The sequence below is a fragment of the Gilliamella apis genome (assembly GCF_030758615.1).
In the GTDB taxonomy this organism is placed as follows: Bacteria; Pseudomonadota; Gammaproteobacteria; order Enterobacterales; family Orbaceae; genus Gilliamella; species Gilliamella apis_A.
Genome location: NZ_CP132381.1, coordinates 1,772,802 through 1,789,545 on the forward strand (window position 1 = coordinate 1,772,802; position 16,744 = coordinate 1,789,545).

Consider the following 16,744-nt stretch of genomic DNA (forward strand, 5'->3'; position numbering starts at 1 on the left):
CTTGTAAGGGGGCAGTATGTTTCCAGAATATCGTGATTTAATCTCTAAGTTAAAAAACACTGATTTACATTTTCAAAAACTGTTTGAAGAACACAATCAACTCGACCAAAAAATTAAGAATATTGAAACGGGTATTACCGTTGATACTTCTGAAACGATTGAAAGTTTGAAAAAACAGAAATTAAAATTAAAAGACCAAATTTATGAAGTTTTGAAAAAAGCAACAGCCTGATATTTCAAAACAATAATCTTGATTAATTCTACTTTAAGCTATAAAAAAACCCCAAATTATGGGGTTTATCTCAATTTATCTTTTGCCTCTAATCTACCGTTTATTGTTTATTGACTTGTTCTTGTGCTTTTTTCAATTTACGGTTTTTAATTAGTGTAATTAAATTTTTGTGTGGGGTTTTCATTTTTTACTCCTCTTGTTGTTATTGTTAAATGAATGCTCCTTAAAATATTTTAAAGATGCTGATTAAATGTATAAATATTAGTTTATTAATAATAATGTTTAATCGCTTTTTCAATGATGTCATTACTATAACATAATAGTTCGATATTTATACATTTTTTAGTTAATGATGTAAGCATAACTTACATCAAGGATATTATTTTAGAACCATTGTCCAAAGCGTTTGATGTAAATCTTTTTCATTATTTGGGCAACAACACAGTAACTCAATAATGTTGCAACCAACCATGGGAAATAGGACCATGGTAATGGTTGAAGACCAATTAAGCTGCCAATTGGTGAAAATGGAATATAAATACCCACCGCCATAATTAGCATAGTCATAACAATCACTGGGAATGCTGCTGTGCTTTGAATAAATGGAATTTTTTGTGTTCTTAGCATATGTACTACTAAGGTTTGGGATAACAATCCTTCGATAAACCAACCTGAATGGAACAGCGATTCAGCTGCTACACTATTAGCACCAAAGACAAACCACATTAATGCATAAGTTGTAATATCAAAAATGGAAGATGTTGGACCGATCCAGATCATAAAGCGTCCAATATTTGGTGCATCCCATTTACGTGGTTTTTGTAAAAACTCTTCATCCATCTTATCCCATGGTAATGATAATTGTGAAATATCATATAACAGGTTCTGGATAAGTAAATGAATCGCCAACATTGGTAAGAATGGTAAAAATGCACTCGCAACTAATACCGAGAAAATATTACCAAAATTAGAACTTGCCGTCATATTAAGGTATTTCATGATATTACCGAAGGTTTCACGACCACATATTACCCCCTCTTCTAATACCATTAAGCTTTTTTCCAGCAAAATAATATCGGCTGATTCTTTAGCAATATCCGTTGCAGTATCCACCGAAATACCAACATCGGCATCGCGTAACGCTGGAGCATCATTAATACCATCGCCTAAAAAACCAACTGTATGACCGTTATCTTGTAATAATCGAATTATGCGAGATTTTTGTAACGGAGTTAACTTAGCAAAAATAGTACGTTGTTCAATTTCTACTTTTAGCTCTGCATCATCCATTGTTTCAATTTCAGTACCTAATAAAGGAATACCGGGCTCTAAGCCAACTTCACGACACACTTTAATAGTGATAATTTCATTGTCACCAGTTAAAACTTTAACCGCAACACCATGTTCATTTAATGCTGAAATAGCCTCATAAGCACTCTCTTTTGGTGGATCTAAGAAGGTTAAGAAACCACGAATAGCCAATGCTTTCTCATCTTGGACATTGTATTGCGTTTTAGTTTGTTCTGCTGAAATCTCTTTGACGCCAACAGCTAATACTCTAAAACCGTCTTTATTATAATTATGAGCCAGTTCAATTAATGCTTGTTTTCGTTTTTCATCTAGTGGTAAATATTCACCATTTTCATAAACGAAATCCGAAATAGATAACATTTCTTCAACTGCACCTTTACAGATCATTAAGTGATTATCATCATTGCCTTGCACAACTACAGATAAACGACGACGAACAAAATCAAACGGTAATTCATCTATCTTACGATAAAGACCAACGCCGACTTTTTTAACACTGGTTTTTTCTTCTGCAAAACGGATGATTGCTTTATCCATCAAGTTTTTCATTCCGCTTTGATAGTAACTATTGAGCCATGCAAGTTGTAACACAGATGGATCAACTTGACCGTTAATGTCTAAGTGATGTTCTAAAATAATTTTATCTTGGGTTAAGGTACCGGTTTTATCAGTACATAAAATATCCATCGCACCAAAATTTTGTATTGCGTTTAACCGTTTAACCACCACTTTGCGTTTTGCCATTCCTACCGCACCTTTGGCTAGGTTGGCGCTAACAATCATCGGTAACATTTCAGGCGTTAAACCAACCGCCACTGCTAAGGCAAATAATACAGCTTCTCCCCAATCACCTTTAGTAAAACCATTTATCAATAATACAATCGGAACCATTACTAACATGAAGCGAATCAATAACCAACTCACGCTATTTACGCCCCGATCGAAGGAAGTTTCAGCTCTGGAGCCCACAATGGATTTTGCTAACGAACCAAAATGTGTATCTGCACCAGTTGCCACAACAATCGCTTTTGCAGTGCCACTGACTACATTGGTACCCATAAAACAGATATTATTGACATCAAGAACATTATCTTTATTAATTTCAGATGGATTCACTTCTTCTGACGTTTTTTGTGATACCGCACCTAAGGTATCGTATTTTTCAACTGGAATTGATTCACCGGTTAATACTGCTTGGCTGACAAATAGATCTCTTGATTCGATTAAACGAATATCCGCTGGAATCATATCGCCGGCAGATAACAATACAATATCACCGGGGACAATATCACTTAGAGGCACTTCGATATGTTCAGCTGGCATATTTTTATTTGGCCGACGTAGAACTGTAGCTGTGGTTCGAATCATCGATTTGAGTGCCTCGGCAGCTCTATTTGAGCGAAACTCCTGCCAAAAACGGAGTAAGCCACTTAATGTTACCATGGTTAAAATGATAATAATGCCTGTTAGATCAGTCTCTTCACCACTTTGTAGTGGTAACCAATAGTCAGTCACAAAACTAACTATAGCTAATGTCAACAAGACAAAAATAAATGGATTTTTGAATGCTAGTAACAACTGAACAAAAGCCGAAGGAACTTTTTCCCGAGCTACTTCATTTTTACCATATTGTTCCAATCTTGATTTTGCATTTTCTTGGGTTAAACCAGAAAGGCTTGATTGAAATTTAGATAAAATGTTATCTAGACTGTTTTGAGCTTCCTCAAGTGCTTTTATAGTTAAAGTATTTTCTGTCTTTACTTTAAATTTGTTTTTAATCATAGTTGGTACCTATCTATATTTTTTAGACAAAAGAAACCTATTCCTTAGTTAAACATAACAAGGCATTAATAAGTTTTAATTGACCAAAATTTAAATGCAAAGCAATAAGTAGCCAATAAAGCTAATGCTTGGCACGAAATAAAATTATTGAAAAATAAATTTAATTAAGAATTAGATACAACTAGGTGGCTCTAAATGTTTATCAGTAAGATACAATACTCGTAAAAGTACTTTATGAGCACAATGATGTTTTGAGTTTGTGTGATAGCGTGTAGAAAATTGCATATCGTTCACCGTTACCGTTTTTATCAATTTCGGCTCGTGAACTGAAAAAATTACTATTTAGACAGGTTCATTAACCGATAATGATGTATTTGAATTTATCTCCCCACATTTTGGGGTGACCCGATTGAGTGTCCATATTTCTCCTGTAAATTGAACTCATCACTTTGTATTTCAACTTTTCTTAACCATCATTTTTAACCACCTTATAGTTAAAAAAGTAAGAAAAGCTCAAAGGCGAGCACTTTATACGCTTTTAAATTTAAGAAGTCAACATAATATGTAAAAATAGACTTATAACTGCCTAAAAACAGCACTAATAATGCGGTTATTAAAAAATATTGTATAGAATTAATACCTGTTTTATACAATATCAGTTACAATTGCCCAATTGTCATCAACATTGGTTAATCTGAATGGATCTTACACAACTATTACAAGATAATTGGTTTAATTTATTTCTTATTTTTACACTCTCTTTTGTTGGCTTTATTTATAAAAAAAACACGCCAAAAAACTACTTTGACAATATTATTAAATATGCAGATATTTTAGAAAAAGCACCACAACCAAATTATCAAAAAGATTATTTAAATAACATTAAGAAGAAACTAATTTGGGAAAAAGTCTGCTTCTATAAATCAGGTAATATTAATAAAGAGAGAATTGCTATCTCATTGGTTAATGCGGATAAACATAACATTATTGAACTATTACAATTAAATCAATTCACTCAATATTTTGCTATCAAACAAAATCGAATTACGCTACTAAAACCTTTTTTAATTAAAGAGGTAATTTTAAGTTCCGCTGTTTGTCTGTTTACATTTATTATGTTAATAACCAATTTGCATACTATCTTTAAATCAGCTTGGATTATTAATGTGATTATTTCTCTTTTAACAATTTTTATTATGATTTTTATAATTAGTCAATTTGCTAAAGGACCATTAAAAAGATTAAATACTTATCGCTTAATTTTGAAAGATAGTGACTTTTTAAACAGAGCAAATCAAGAATTTACGAATATACTTGCTGAAAATCACGAACTAAATGAGTCTATCGTTTCACAAGAAGTTGCAAATGAAGAAACAACAGACTAATTAAAATTATTTGGATTTATCCATTAAAAGGATAATCAATAATTACGATATTATTGACTATCCTTTTTTCATATTTGGGGATACAGATTGAATTTTCAATCGTGAATGTTTTAGTTGTTCAACCAGACTCAGCAAAGATGAATTTAATTGATGCATAAACTGCTGATAGCTAAACTCCTTTTTACTGATTTCTTCTAGTTGTAACTCCCAATGTGCAGTCATATCTGGCATTGAGACACTTTCAGGTAATGATAGAATTAAATTTTGACCAATTGGTGTTGAACGTATTGATTTACCTTGTCTGGTCAAAAATTGCCGTTTGAATAAAAGTTCAATTATTCCTGCACGTGTCGCTTCAGTGCCCAACCCATCTGTTTCGCGTAATATTTTTTTTATCTCAGGGTCTTTAACAAATCTTGCTATACCCGTCATTGCTGAAAGTAGAGTTGCATCGGTAAAAGGTCGTGGAGGTTGTGTTTCTTTACTAAGTAACTCTGTATCAATACATTGTACCAATTCGCCTTTTTTAACTAATTTGGTTAATAAGCCATTATTCTCGTTGCTATCTTTATCACTCTCGGCTTGATAGTTCTTACTTCTAAATAAAACTTTCCAACCTTCATCTAACATTTGATTGGCTTTAGAAGTAAACTTACCACCACCAATATCAACATCTATTTGTAATTCGGCATATTTATAAACAGGATAAAATTGTGCCAAATACTGTGTGGCTATCACTTGATATACTGCTTGCTCGTTAGAAGATAAATTATCCATTTTGGTTTTACGTAAAGTTGGAATAATGGCATGGTGTGCTTCAACTTTTTTATCATTCCATGCTTTAGAACGTAGAGTGAAATCAGCATCATTAACCGCAGTTTGCAGTTCTAAACAATTATTCTCGATGGCAGCTTTTACACCATTAATCTGTTTCAAATGCTCTTCTGGTAAAAAACGACAATCTGAACGAGGATAAGTAATTAACTTATGTTTTTCATATAAAGATTGGCAGATATCAAGTACTTCTTGTGCACTTAAACCATTCCTTTTTGCCATTTCAATTTGTAGGGCCGATAAATTAAACGGCATTGGTGGCGCTAATTCTTTCTTTTTGTTACTGACTTTATCAATAATGCCCGACTGATTTTTTATTCGTTGGCAAACATTTTCAGCCAACCGTTTAACCAATACACGACCTTCTTCATCCTGATAAGGTGCACAAGCTTCACTTGGTTGCCATTTGGCTTTAAATATTTCGTTATGTTTGGTTTGCAATATAGCAAATACTTCATAGAATGGTTTAGGAACAAATTGAGTTATCTCTAAATCACGCCTAACGACTAAGCCTAAAATAGGAGTTTGTACTCGGCCAATTGATAAAACGCCTCGATAACCATTACGTTGACCAACCAGAGTACAGACTCGGCTCATATTCATGCCATACAGCCAATCAGCCCTCGCTCGAGCTAATGCCGAGGTGGACAAAGGAATAAAGTCTTGATTACTACGTAACTGTTCAAGTGACTTTTCAACAGCACTGGCATTTAAATCACTAATCAAACAACGCTGGATAGTTTTACGTTTTTCCGGGGTTAGCTGACAATAGTTTAGTACTTCATCCACCAATAACTGCCCTTCTCGATCTGGGTCACCAGCATGAACAATCTGATCTGCAGATTTAATCAAATCCACTAAAATATTGAATTGCTTTTCAGTACTACTTTTAGGCATCAATATCCATTTATCAGGTACTATAGGCAAATCATCAAGTGCCCATTTTTTATATCGTTCATCATATACTTCAGGTGTGGCTTGTTCTAGTAAATGGCCAATACACCAACTAACAATATCACCATTACTGGCTTTTATAAATCCATTCCCTTTTTGATGAGGTTTCGGCAAAACATCAGCAATAGCCCTAGCTAAGCTGGGCTTTTCGGCAATAAATAAGCGAAAAGATTGATTAGATTGCATAATAATTATTATTAATCATAAATTTTAAACGACGTACCCATTATCTGGTTTATTTAAACTATAACTTAATTTGCTAGTAAGCTTAATAGCAGCCTGATTACTTGCATTGCAATAAAATGATATATGATTTAGTAACCAAGCTAAGATCAGCTTTGCTGAACTAATTAGCACTCGCTCCTCGCCTTTCACCTATTCTATAGATTCAACGTCTATTTTCATAATCTCATTATTAGCAAAATAAGATAATATATCTGCAACTATAATTTCATTTGTTAAAATGAGAAGTCTTACGCCAGCATTAACCAATTTTGCATAGAAATTGAGATTGTTACACAACTTTTTAGTCCATTCAAGTCTAAGAATTTGCTGAAAATAATTTAGCAATTAGTTTTAGTTGATAATTTTTTCAGCAATTTTGCATGAATAAAGATTCATCTATTTATAGTAATTAACAGATTTATATGAAAGCTGTAGCCAATTATTTTTTCATCACTATAGTTATAGGTGCTTTCAATTAAATTTTCCATAATTTATTAATTGGAACAATGTTAGTATCATCCTTATTACATCTTTGTGAAATATAACTAATCAGTTAAGGTTTCGGTTTAACATCTACAAAACAAGCAACCAATATTGATTACTACAGAATTATCTTGTAATTTGTTATCTATATAAGCATTGCTTAGATCTCTTTTCATATCAGCGGGTAAAAGTGTTTGTGGTACGCTTGCAAATAACAACTTTATTTTCTGTTTATTCCTAATTTCATGAATATTTACCATTTTTTATTTATTTTAAAAGTCAGTCCCTTTACCACCATTTTTTTAGCTTAAGCCATAAAACAGAAACTATGCTAATCACAATTAATAGTAGAATTAAGCCAATGAAAGACCACTCTTTTTCATTGAAAGGAATACCAGCCAAATTAACCCCAAGTAAACTTGTTATAAATGTAATTGGCGTAAAAATAATGGTAAATAGTGACATTAAATAGATACGCTTATTGGTCGATTCAGCCAAAATACTATTTATTTGCTCCATAACTGAACCAATCCTGATTAGGCAACTATCAATTTCAGAAACATAATGATTTTGTTGATTGGAAATATCATGAAGCCGTTGACGATCATTATCATCAATCCAAGATATTCTTTCGGTGGAAATTTTTACAAAAATATCACGCTGTGGCGAAAGTAGACGACGCAGTATGAAAAGTTGTTTGCGCACCCTACCGATTTCTTTATGGGAAAATATTCGCTGATTTAATAATAAATCTTCTAATTTTATTATTTTATTGTGAACACCATCAAAAGATAAATTCACTTGATCACATATTAATTCTGAAAGTTGTATCAGCCAATCGGCAACATCAACAGGGCCAATACCTTTTTCTAAATTTTCTTTTAATTTAATGATTGCATCTATTTTTTGATGTCTGGTTGAAATGATTAAATTATCGGTGATATAAAAACGAAAAGTAACAATAGGATCAGGTAATTCATTTGGAGTAAAGTTTACCCCTTTCAAGACCACTAAAATACCTGAATCACAACGGATCTCCTTTGGAAATTGATTAGCTTTAATCAACTCATGTTTAACAAGTTCCGGTATTAAATTTGTTTGATTAACCCAATTAATAGTTTCAGTTTTAGCAAAATCCAGATGAATCCAATATGGTTGCTTAGTAGAAGCTTTAGTTTTATCGTTTAAAGGATTTGCTTTTCCTTTACCATCTAATTGGCAACTAAAAACAGGTTGTGCTGCAAGTAGATCTGAAACCAGAATAGAGTTATCACTATTTTCGTTAGTCATCATCAGCCCCATTTATTAAGTTTGCTTAATTATATACTGATTTTGCGTTAAAATGCAGCGAATGATTAGTAATCGATATTTTTTACTATTAAGGATTCAAATAGATTTGCGGTATTGATGATTGGCTAGGATGAACCAAAATACCTAAATCAACCCCATACCAACGTTGAATATTCTCCACTGTCAGTACTTGTGACGGGGCACCTTGTTCAACAATTTTACCTTTATTAAGCAAAATTATTTTATCCGCATATAAGGCTGCTAGATTAAGGTCATGTAAAACACAACAAACGGCTAATTTTTGTTTAACTGCTAATTGCTTTAATAATCGTAATGTATGTTGTTGATGATAGAGATCGAGAGCTGATGTAGGTTCATCTAAAAACAATAATTTTTCACTAGGTTCCGGTTGCCATAATTGTGCTAAAACTCTGGCTAATTGTACCCTTTGTTGTTCTCCGCCAGATAATCCTCGGTAATCACGTTCAGCAAATTGCAAACAATCTGTTTGTGACATAACTTCATCAATTGCTTCATTAAAATGGACTTTACCATAAGGGGCTCGCCCCATAGCAATAACTTCTTTTACCTTGAATGGAAAAGTAAGTTGGCTTTGTTGCAGCATCACTGTTCTTGTTTTAGCCAATTGTTTCTGAGGCCATTGGGACAAGGGACGGTCAAGTAAATAGCATTCACCAGAAGATGGTTTTTGATAACCAGTTAATAGGCGTAACAAGGTTGATTTACCTGCACCATTAGGGCCAATAATAATAACAATTTCACCAGATTTTATCGATAAAGAAACATCGTCAATTATCATACGGCTGCTATAAGCAAATGTCAGATTTTTAGCAATTAACACTATAAAGTTCCACCAATTATTTATGTCTTAAAATAAGCCAAAGAAAATATGGACCACCAATAAGGCTCGTTAAGAGACCAACAGGAATTTCTGTCGGGGCAACTAGCGTCCTAGCTAAGGTATCTGCTAACAGAAGTAAACAGGCTCCACCTAATGCAGATCCAGGAATTAACCATTTATGATTTGCTCCAATTTGCAAACGAATCATATGCGGAACAACTAGACCAACAAAAGCAATGATGCCACTTACCGCAACTGATGTACCAATTAACACAGCACAAAGAAGTAAAAGATAGCGTTTAGTGCGTTCAACATTAATGCCTAAATAATGGGCATCTTCATCACCTAATTGTAATATGTTAAGCTGGTGAGCTAGCTTAATTAAGCACAATAATGCTGGAAAAATTAACGATAGCGACACAATCACCAGATCCCATGAACCTTTACCTAAATGGCCCATTGACCATAAAGAAATTTGTCTTAGTTGAGATTCATCGCTGATATAACTCAAGCCGCCCATTACTGCCCCAATGATGGCATTAATAGCAACACCGAGTAAAATCATTTTAGCTAGATTACATTGTTCATTAAGGCTATAAAGATAAATAAGTGCACAAATAAATAAGCTACCAGCAAATGCTGCAACCATTTTGCCGTAAAGCATCATAATTGGCGGGAAAACAGCAGGAAATAAAATTGTCATACCAACCATTAAACTTGCTCCACTACTAATACCTAACAAACCAGGATCAGCTAAAGGATTTCTAAATAACCCTTGCATCACAGCTCCTGCGCTTGCTAATGCCATACCAACAATTATCGCTAAAATAATTCTTGGAAGGCGAATATTGCACCAGATATTCCATAAAGGATCATCAAATGACAAATTCATTAGTTGTGTAAATGATAATTTTAATGCTCCTGTGTTTGCAGAATAGATCATTAAAATTAATAGCAAAATAAATAATCCCAATAATAATATTGCTTGGCTAGATTTGTGCACCAATTAACCTCATATATTTAATACTAATAATTTACTGTTAGATTTGGGTCGACAACACTATATATACAGTTATCAAATTGTTGATTAGCAATTTTATCAATGATTATTCTGGCTAATTCTTTTCGATATACAACGCCATGAACTTCTTGCGCGGTATAGCACTGACCTTTACCGGTTATCTCGCCATCACGCAAACCACCAGGTCTTAAAATCACATAATTTAATAAACTTGTTTGTAACCAAACTTCAGCTAGTGATTTTTCCCGGACAGCATAACCAAAAGCTTGTTTAGCACGTAGGGATAGTGTTATCCATGAGTCGCCACAACCAAGTGAAGTGACTAAAAGCATCTGTTTAACACCAGCTTGTTCAGCACAATTGATAATAATACGTTGAGCAATATAATTCCCCGTTTCACCACCTAGCGTTGAAATAATAATAGCTTCAGGCCCTGCTTGCTGACAGATCTTTTTAACTAGTTCTTTATCGGTTGCATCACCAACATGAGTTTCAATACCTTGTTCCGCTAATTGTTTAGCAAATACAGCATCTCGAACTAATACAATACAACGCCACTGAGGATGGCATTGTTTTACTAATTGAGATACTTGATAGCCAGTACCCAGATGTGCGCTTACACCAAAAATAATTAATGTTTTCATTTGCATAATTCTTAAAATTAATTGATTTTTTCGGCTAATGCTCGGAATTTTTCAAGTTGATCTGCTTTTAATTGATGTTTTTCATCACGACCGACAAAAATTTTAAACATTGATTGACCTAAATGATTAAGGAAAATTATCGATGCTGTCGACATTTTCATAAATTTTCGTTCGATAAACGCAATATGTAGACAATGTTCCGCTTTGATATGACCACTTAAGCCTTTTTGATGACGTAAATTAAAATATTTTTGACTATGCGTTCCAGGGGCAGTTCTCCAGAAATCTCGGCAATAATATCCCCAGTATGAATTAAAAATAATACGTCACCCCAAGTTGTTACCTCCTCCCAAATCATATCAAAATTGCTACCATCAACAATTTTAACATCAGGTATTGCTTGGATTACTTGTGTAAGTGTCACTTTATAATCTTGCGCGATTTTTTCTAATAATTCTTCTGGATTTGATTGCATATAAGTTGCAAGATTATTTAAAACAGTTGGTTTATCTGCCATAGTAATTTCCTTTAATCATTTGTTTTTTAAATGGATATTTTGCATATGAGGATGAGCTTTAGCTACACCATTACTTTTTTGCATGTTTTGTCTAGCTTGTGCCATTTGTTTTTGTAATTCGAGATGTTCAGGATTATTAAGTTGTAATAACAGTTGCTGTAAGGCTTGTAATAGATTACTCGACCAAAATCGTCCCGATAAGGTAAGTCGTAAACAGTGATCTTCATTTTGTAATAGCCCTACTTCATGCCATTGTTTGATTAGTGGATCAAACAATTCTGCACGATCGGTTAACTGTGTTAAATCAATTCGGCCTTTCTCGATGCCAGCTTGTAATTTATGTAACCAATCGCCAAGTAATGGTTTATCTGTTAACATCATTATTGGTTTCTTACCTTGGTCTAATAATGCATAATACTGATTTAAATCACGATGGATCATATAGGATTGACCATTTAATTTACCACCAGCACAAGAACCAAATCCAAAAAAATGTGAGCCTTGCTTTATGAGAAAATTATATAAATTGCGCTCACGACTGGTTTTAGCCCAATGAGCATTAGTTAAATGTGTCCAGCCTTGTTTAGCTAAATACTCGGCACCTTGATGGTAAAAACCACATTTATCAATAACCGATGGTAATTCAATTCTTCTATTTTCAACCCCTTTCGCTAAAGGAGTAGTTGGCAAAAGATTTAAAGAATAAAGATCAACGCCATCAAGCGGAAGTTGATCGGCAATTGCTAAATCTCTTTGCCATGTAGCCGTTGTTTGATTAGGTAAACCAAACATTAAATCACAAACTAGTGCCACACTATCTCGTGAAGCAATGTTTTCGAAACGTTGAATAATCTCCTTTTCCGATGATTGGCGCCCTAATTTTTGTCTAATTTCAGTATTAAATGTTTGTACACCTATCGAAAAACGATTAGCTCCAGACTCAATATAACTATCAATTTTTTCATCATCAAAATCAGAAATTCGACCTTCTACGGTAATCTCACAATCAGGCGCTAAAGGGGCATGTTGTTTAAAATAACTAATTACTCGAGCTAATTGTCCAGTCGCCAATGCTGAAGGTGTTCCACCACCAAAATAAATAGCATGAATTGGGGCCGACTGCATTGCTTTACTATTGATTTCTAAAGATATTTCTTGTAGTAAATAGTCTATATAAGTTTTGGTATCAAACTTACGTAATGGATTTTGATAAAAACCACAAAACTGGCAATGAATATAACAAAAAGGAATATGTAGATAAATTAACCTTTTTTTGCCAGCTAAATTTGAATTTAGTAGGTTATTCCATTGTTGCTCTAATTCTGGAGGCGGAACAGGTAAACTGGCTTGTAATGGCATTACAGCCCAACGATCTTTAAAGGGTAAAACTGAATTTAAAGCGTAATAGGCACTTACATCAAATGATTTCATAACTTCCATTCATAAAAATAATCTTGCAGAATTAAATAATAATTATTCTCATTTATCAATATTTTTTTCATTATTTATTTATTTGTTATGTAATATGAATTTACTATTTATTTGAATAATAAAATTATTTTAGCTTTAGTTCCTATTTTTTTAAAACTTCTTATAAATTATTATTAATACATATTGATAATGATTATCATTTTCAATATATTGATTGGTCTATTTGTAAACTTTTAATGAGAAAATACAGAATGAAAAAGAAATTTATGGCAAATATTTTATTATTCATATTCATTTTTAGTGTACATAACTTTACTAATTTCAGTTATGCAAATGAGAGAATTGTTATCGCTGGTGGCGCACTGACTGAAATTGTGTTTGCTCTGGGTGCTGGTGATCAGGTTGTCGGTGTTGATAGCACCAGTCACTTTCCTCAAACAGTAAAACAACTTCCTCAAATTGGTTATTTAAAATTACTAAATATTGAGTCAATACTATCTCTTAATCCCTCACTAGTTATTAGTTTCAATGATACTGAAACCGATAATATTCTTCAGCAAATAACCCTAGCAAAAGTTGCTGTTCTAGCGTTGAAACGTGTACCAGCCACAATTGATTTACTTTATGAAAATATTAATAAGATTGCCGTAAAATTGGATAAACAAGAAAAAGGCCAAGAACTAATCAATCAAATCAAAAAGAATCTTTCTAATATCCAAACTCAAATAGCGACGCAACCACATAAAATAAAAGTGTTGTGTATCATGAATATGGGGGGAAGCATTTTGATTGCAGGAAAAAATACGACTACAGACGCTTTAATCACTATTGCTGGTGGTGAAAATCTTGCTACTCATAACAGTGTTAAAACTTATACAACTGAATCCTTAATTGCTATGAATCCAGAAGCTATTATTTTAACCACACATTCAATCAATGAATTAGGTGGTTTAGATAAAATCAATACTATTCCTGGTATTTCAGAGACAGAGGCATTTAAAAATAATCGAATTATCATTATTGATGATAGCTATTTGTTCGGCATTGGCCCAAGAGTAGATGATGCAGTAAAAATACTCTTTCAAGGTTTTTACCCTCAATAAATTTTTAGAATAACTATTTTTATATTTTTTATTAATATTTTTATCATTTGAAGCAATAAATGAGCGTTCTTGTTATTTATTACATTATCGATTAAAGGACTAGAATGTTAAATTTTAAATTTTTAAAAAATACCAGTTCATTAGCAATAGGTTTAACCTTAGCGTTACCTGCTATTGCTGCTGATAAACCTAATGAGCAAAACGATATTGATACTATTACCGTTACCGCCCATGAAGCAACGAAAAAACCCGGAACAAATACCGAAATTTCGGAACAAGATATTCGCCGTGATGGTGGGACTAATTTTGGCACCATTATGCGTTATCAACCGCTGATATCAGCATCTGGTAGTATTTCCGGCTCAAGTAGTGGTAAAAGCAGTTGGGATCGTGGTGGATTTACTGGTTATAATATTCGCGGTTTAGATGCTAACCGTGTTTCAATCGATATTGATGGTATGCCATTACCTATTGCCCAAGGTCGAGTTAATGGTGTTGGTCGGGCAGGATTTGGATCTTATGGTATCGGGCGAGATTATATCGATACTTATATGTATAATAAAGTTGATATCCAATCAGGCGCAACCTCGGTAAGTAACGCTAACAATGCTTTAGGAGGCTCCGTATCATTTCAAACTAAAACCGCCAGTTATTATCTTTATCCAGGAAAAACCAGCTATTTCGGTTTTCAAAACAACTATGACAGTGCCGACCGAAGTTATCACCAAGGTTTAACCATGGCTGGTGGTGATGAGTATCTCAATGGTATTTTAGTATTAAGCCGACGCGATGGGCAACAAACGCGTAATCATGGCGATTCAATCAGTAGCTATCCGGAAAATTGGCATTCTAATTCAATCTTAGCTGGTTTTGGTTGGCAAATGACCGATGAACATTTAATCAACACCACTGTTGATTACAATAATAAAACCAAAAACGCTCATTATGATACTTGGGATAAATATGGTAAAAAGATTGAATCATTTGATAAACAAAGAAGCAAAAACAATCGTTTCAATCTTGCAATTAAAGATCAATGGAAACCGACAAATATCAGTTGGATTGATAGTTTAACCACACAGTTGAATTATCAACAAACCCATGTCTATGACAGTACCGACCTCCGTCATAAAACTAGAGGTAATTTTAATACCCAAACGAACTACAATACCAAAGCTTATAACTTTATTACCACTTTAATCAAAAGTTATGATAATCAACGCATTAGTGCTGGATTAAATGGTAAATGGAGTGAAGATGAATCACCATTTTTTACATCGGCTGAATCAGAAAATATCATTATTCTTCCCGATGGTCCATATAGTAAACCACAAGCCGATAGTCGTAGTTATCAACTCGGTGGCTTCTTCGAAGATCGAATAAACTTTAATGTTAATGATAGTAATAATTTTTATTTAGTTCCTGGTGTCAGAGCCATTTACCAAAATACTAAACCGCGTAATCTTGAAAATATGTCAGTGACGAATATTAATAGCAATCGGTTAGGTAAACAATACAATAGTAACAGCGATTTTAAAGTATTGCCTTCGATGTCATTTATGTATGATATTACCCCTGATTTTACTGCCTATTTGCAGTATCAACGTGCAGCACAAATGCCAAATCAGAATCAACTTTATGGCTCTTATTTAGCCCATAGCAGTATCGCTTTATTAGTTGGTGATTCAAATCTTAAAACCGAAACTAGTGACAACTTTGAATTAGGTTTAAAAGGACAACCTGTATCAGGTGTGACACTTTCATCATCAGCTTTTTATAATAAATATAAAAACTTCATCGCCTATACTCGCTATAAAAAAGATTTTTTAGGCATTGGTAACCGTATTGTTTATCAAGCAGAGAACCGTGATAAAGCCTATATTTATGGTGCTGAACTAAGCAGTGAATTCAATATTGGAAAATGGATTGAACCGGTTAATGGTTTAAGTGCCAGATTCGCAATTGGTTATAACCAAGGCAAATCAAAATCGAGTTATTTAGGGGATAAATATATTGAAATGGATTCTATTGCTCCAATAAAAAGCATTATCGGCTTAGCATGGGATGATCCAAATAAGTTTTATGGTATAGCAATTACGGCAACTTTCCAAAAAGGCAAAAAAAAGGAAGCTACATCTCGTGAAACTTATAACAATGAAGGTAAACCTATCCCTAATTCCAAAGATGATTACTTTAGAATTGCTGGTCATGGTATTGTCGATTTAACAGGTTATATCAATATTACCAAAAATGTGAAACTAAATGGTGGGATCTACAATCTTACTGATCAAAAATATTGGGATTATCTAAGTAATAATAAATTATATAGTACATCAGATCATAAATACCTAGATATGTTTACTGCACCAAGTCGTACTTTCCAATTAGGTTTAAATATTGATTTTTAATCTTAAAAAATAATCACTCCACCGATAATTGGTGGAGTTGATAAAAATAGTTTTTTTCAGAAAAAAAATAACAACTAAAATTCATTATTAATTATCATCAAATGATGACTTAACCTGCATTTATAGCTGTAATTGTTGATTATTTAGCTAATAATTGGGAGTATTTGAAAAAATTTTTTCAATTTTATTTTTATAATTTATTGATTATAAATTTATTATTTATTTAAAAAAAAGTTTATTTTTATTCTTAAATTTGCTTTTT

General features: G+C 33.1%; 12 protein-coding genes and 1 pseudogene. 4 read left to right on the top strand and 9 right to left on the bottom strand.

Annotation, left to right across the window (positions count from 1 at the left end; genetic code table 11):
- The first annotated feature begins 16 nt into the window (after positions 1–16).
- Positions 17–232: a YdcH family protein gene (locus tag RAM17_RS08140; RefSeq protein WP_110447711.1), complete on the top strand. Its 216-nt coding sequence runs from the start codon at positions 17–19 to the stop codon at positions 230–232.
- A 384-nt stretch (positions 233–616) separates the two neighbouring features.
- On the opposite strand, the gene mgtA is transcribed toward RAM17_RS08140, so the two are convergent.
- The gene (gene mgtA, locus RAM17_RS08145) at positions 617–3,325 is read right to left on the bottom strand and encodes a magnesium-translocating P-type ATPase (RefSeq protein WP_110447710.1); all 2,709 of its coding nucleotides are present in this window, start codon (positions 3,323–3,325) and stop codon (positions 617–619) included.
- Positions 3,326–4,023: 698 nt separating this feature from the next.
- Between mgtA and RAM17_RS08150 the strand changes: the two genes are divergently transcribed.
- Positions 4,024–4,710, top strand: a complete 687-nt coding sequence (locus tag RAM17_RS08150) for a hypothetical protein (protein WP_110447709.1) — start codon at positions 4,024–4,026, stop codon at positions 4,708–4,710.
- Between the two features lie 57 nt (positions 4,711–4,767).
- On the opposite strand, the gene RAM17_RS08155 is transcribed toward RAM17_RS08150, so the two are convergent.
- The 8 genes and pseudogenes from RAM17_RS08155 to hutW form a co-directional block, all read right to left on the bottom strand.
- Positions 4,768–6,684, bottom strand: coding sequence for a DNA topoisomerase III (locus tag RAM17_RS08155; RefSeq protein WP_306239829.1), 1,917 nt, complete (start codon positions 6,682–6,684; stop codon positions 4,768–4,770).
- 189 nt (positions 6,685–6,873) lie between these two features.
- Positions 6,874–7,068, bottom strand: coding sequence for a GNAT family N-acetyltransferase (locus tag RAM17_RS12570; protein WP_110447707.1), 195 nt, complete (start codon positions 7,066–7,068; stop codon positions 6,874–6,876).
- Positions 7,069–7,494: 426 nt separating this feature from the next.
- Positions 7,495–8,496 carry a zinc transporter ZntB gene (zntB, locus tag RAM17_RS08160; protein ID WP_181414658.1) on the bottom strand — a complete coding sequence of 334 codons (1,002 nt, stop codon included), beginning with the start codon at positions 8,494–8,496 and terminating at the stop codon, positions 7,495–7,497.
- An 88-nt stretch (positions 8,497–8,584) separates the two neighbouring features.
- Positions 8,585–9,316 carry a heme ABC transporter ATP-binding protein gene (locus tag RAM17_RS08165; RefSeq protein WP_232354888.1) on the bottom strand — a complete coding sequence of 244 codons (732 nt, stop codon included), beginning with the start codon at positions 9,314–9,316 and terminating at the stop codon, positions 8,585–8,587.
- 58 nt (positions 9,317–9,374) lie between these two features.
- Positions 9,375–10,361, bottom strand: a complete 987-nt coding sequence (locus RAM17_RS08170; protein WP_258334358.1) for a FecCD family ABC transporter permease — start codon at positions 10,359–10,361, stop codon at positions 9,375–9,377.
- A gap of 23 nt (positions 10,362–10,384) precedes the next feature.
- Complete coding sequence (locus RAM17_RS08175) at positions 10,385–11,023, bottom strand: NAD(P)H-binding protein (RefSeq protein ID WP_181414657.1); 639 nt, start codon at positions 11,021–11,023, stop codon at positions 10,385–10,387.
- Positions 11,024–11,040: 17 nt separating this feature from the next.
- Positions 11,041–11,540 (bottom strand): annotated as a pseudogene (gene hutX / locus RAM17_RS12575) (heme utilization cystosolic carrier protein HutX).
- A gap of 15 nt (positions 11,541–11,555) precedes the next feature.
- Entirely contained in the window at positions 11,556–12,971 is a 1,416-nt protein-coding gene (hutW, locus tag RAM17_RS08190) for a heme anaerobic degradation radical SAM methyltransferase ChuW/HutW (RefSeq protein ID WP_110448049.1), read from the bottom strand.
- Between the two features lie 251 nt (positions 12,972–13,222).
- Here hutW and RAM17_RS08195 point away from each other — a divergent pair, with 251 nt between their 5' ends.
- On the top strand, positions 13,223–14,074 hold the full coding sequence (locus RAM17_RS08195) for a heme/hemin ABC transporter substrate-binding protein (protein WP_181414655.1): 852 nt from the start codon (positions 13,223–13,225) through the stop codon (positions 14,072–14,074).
- 104 nt (positions 14,075–14,178) lie between these two features.
- Complete coding sequence (locus RAM17_RS08200; RefSeq protein ID WP_110447701.1) at positions 14,179–16,482, top strand: TonB-dependent receptor domain-containing protein; 2,304 nt, start codon at positions 14,179–14,181, stop codon at positions 16,480–16,482.
- The last annotated feature ends 262 nt before the right edge of the window (positions 16,483–16,744 follow it).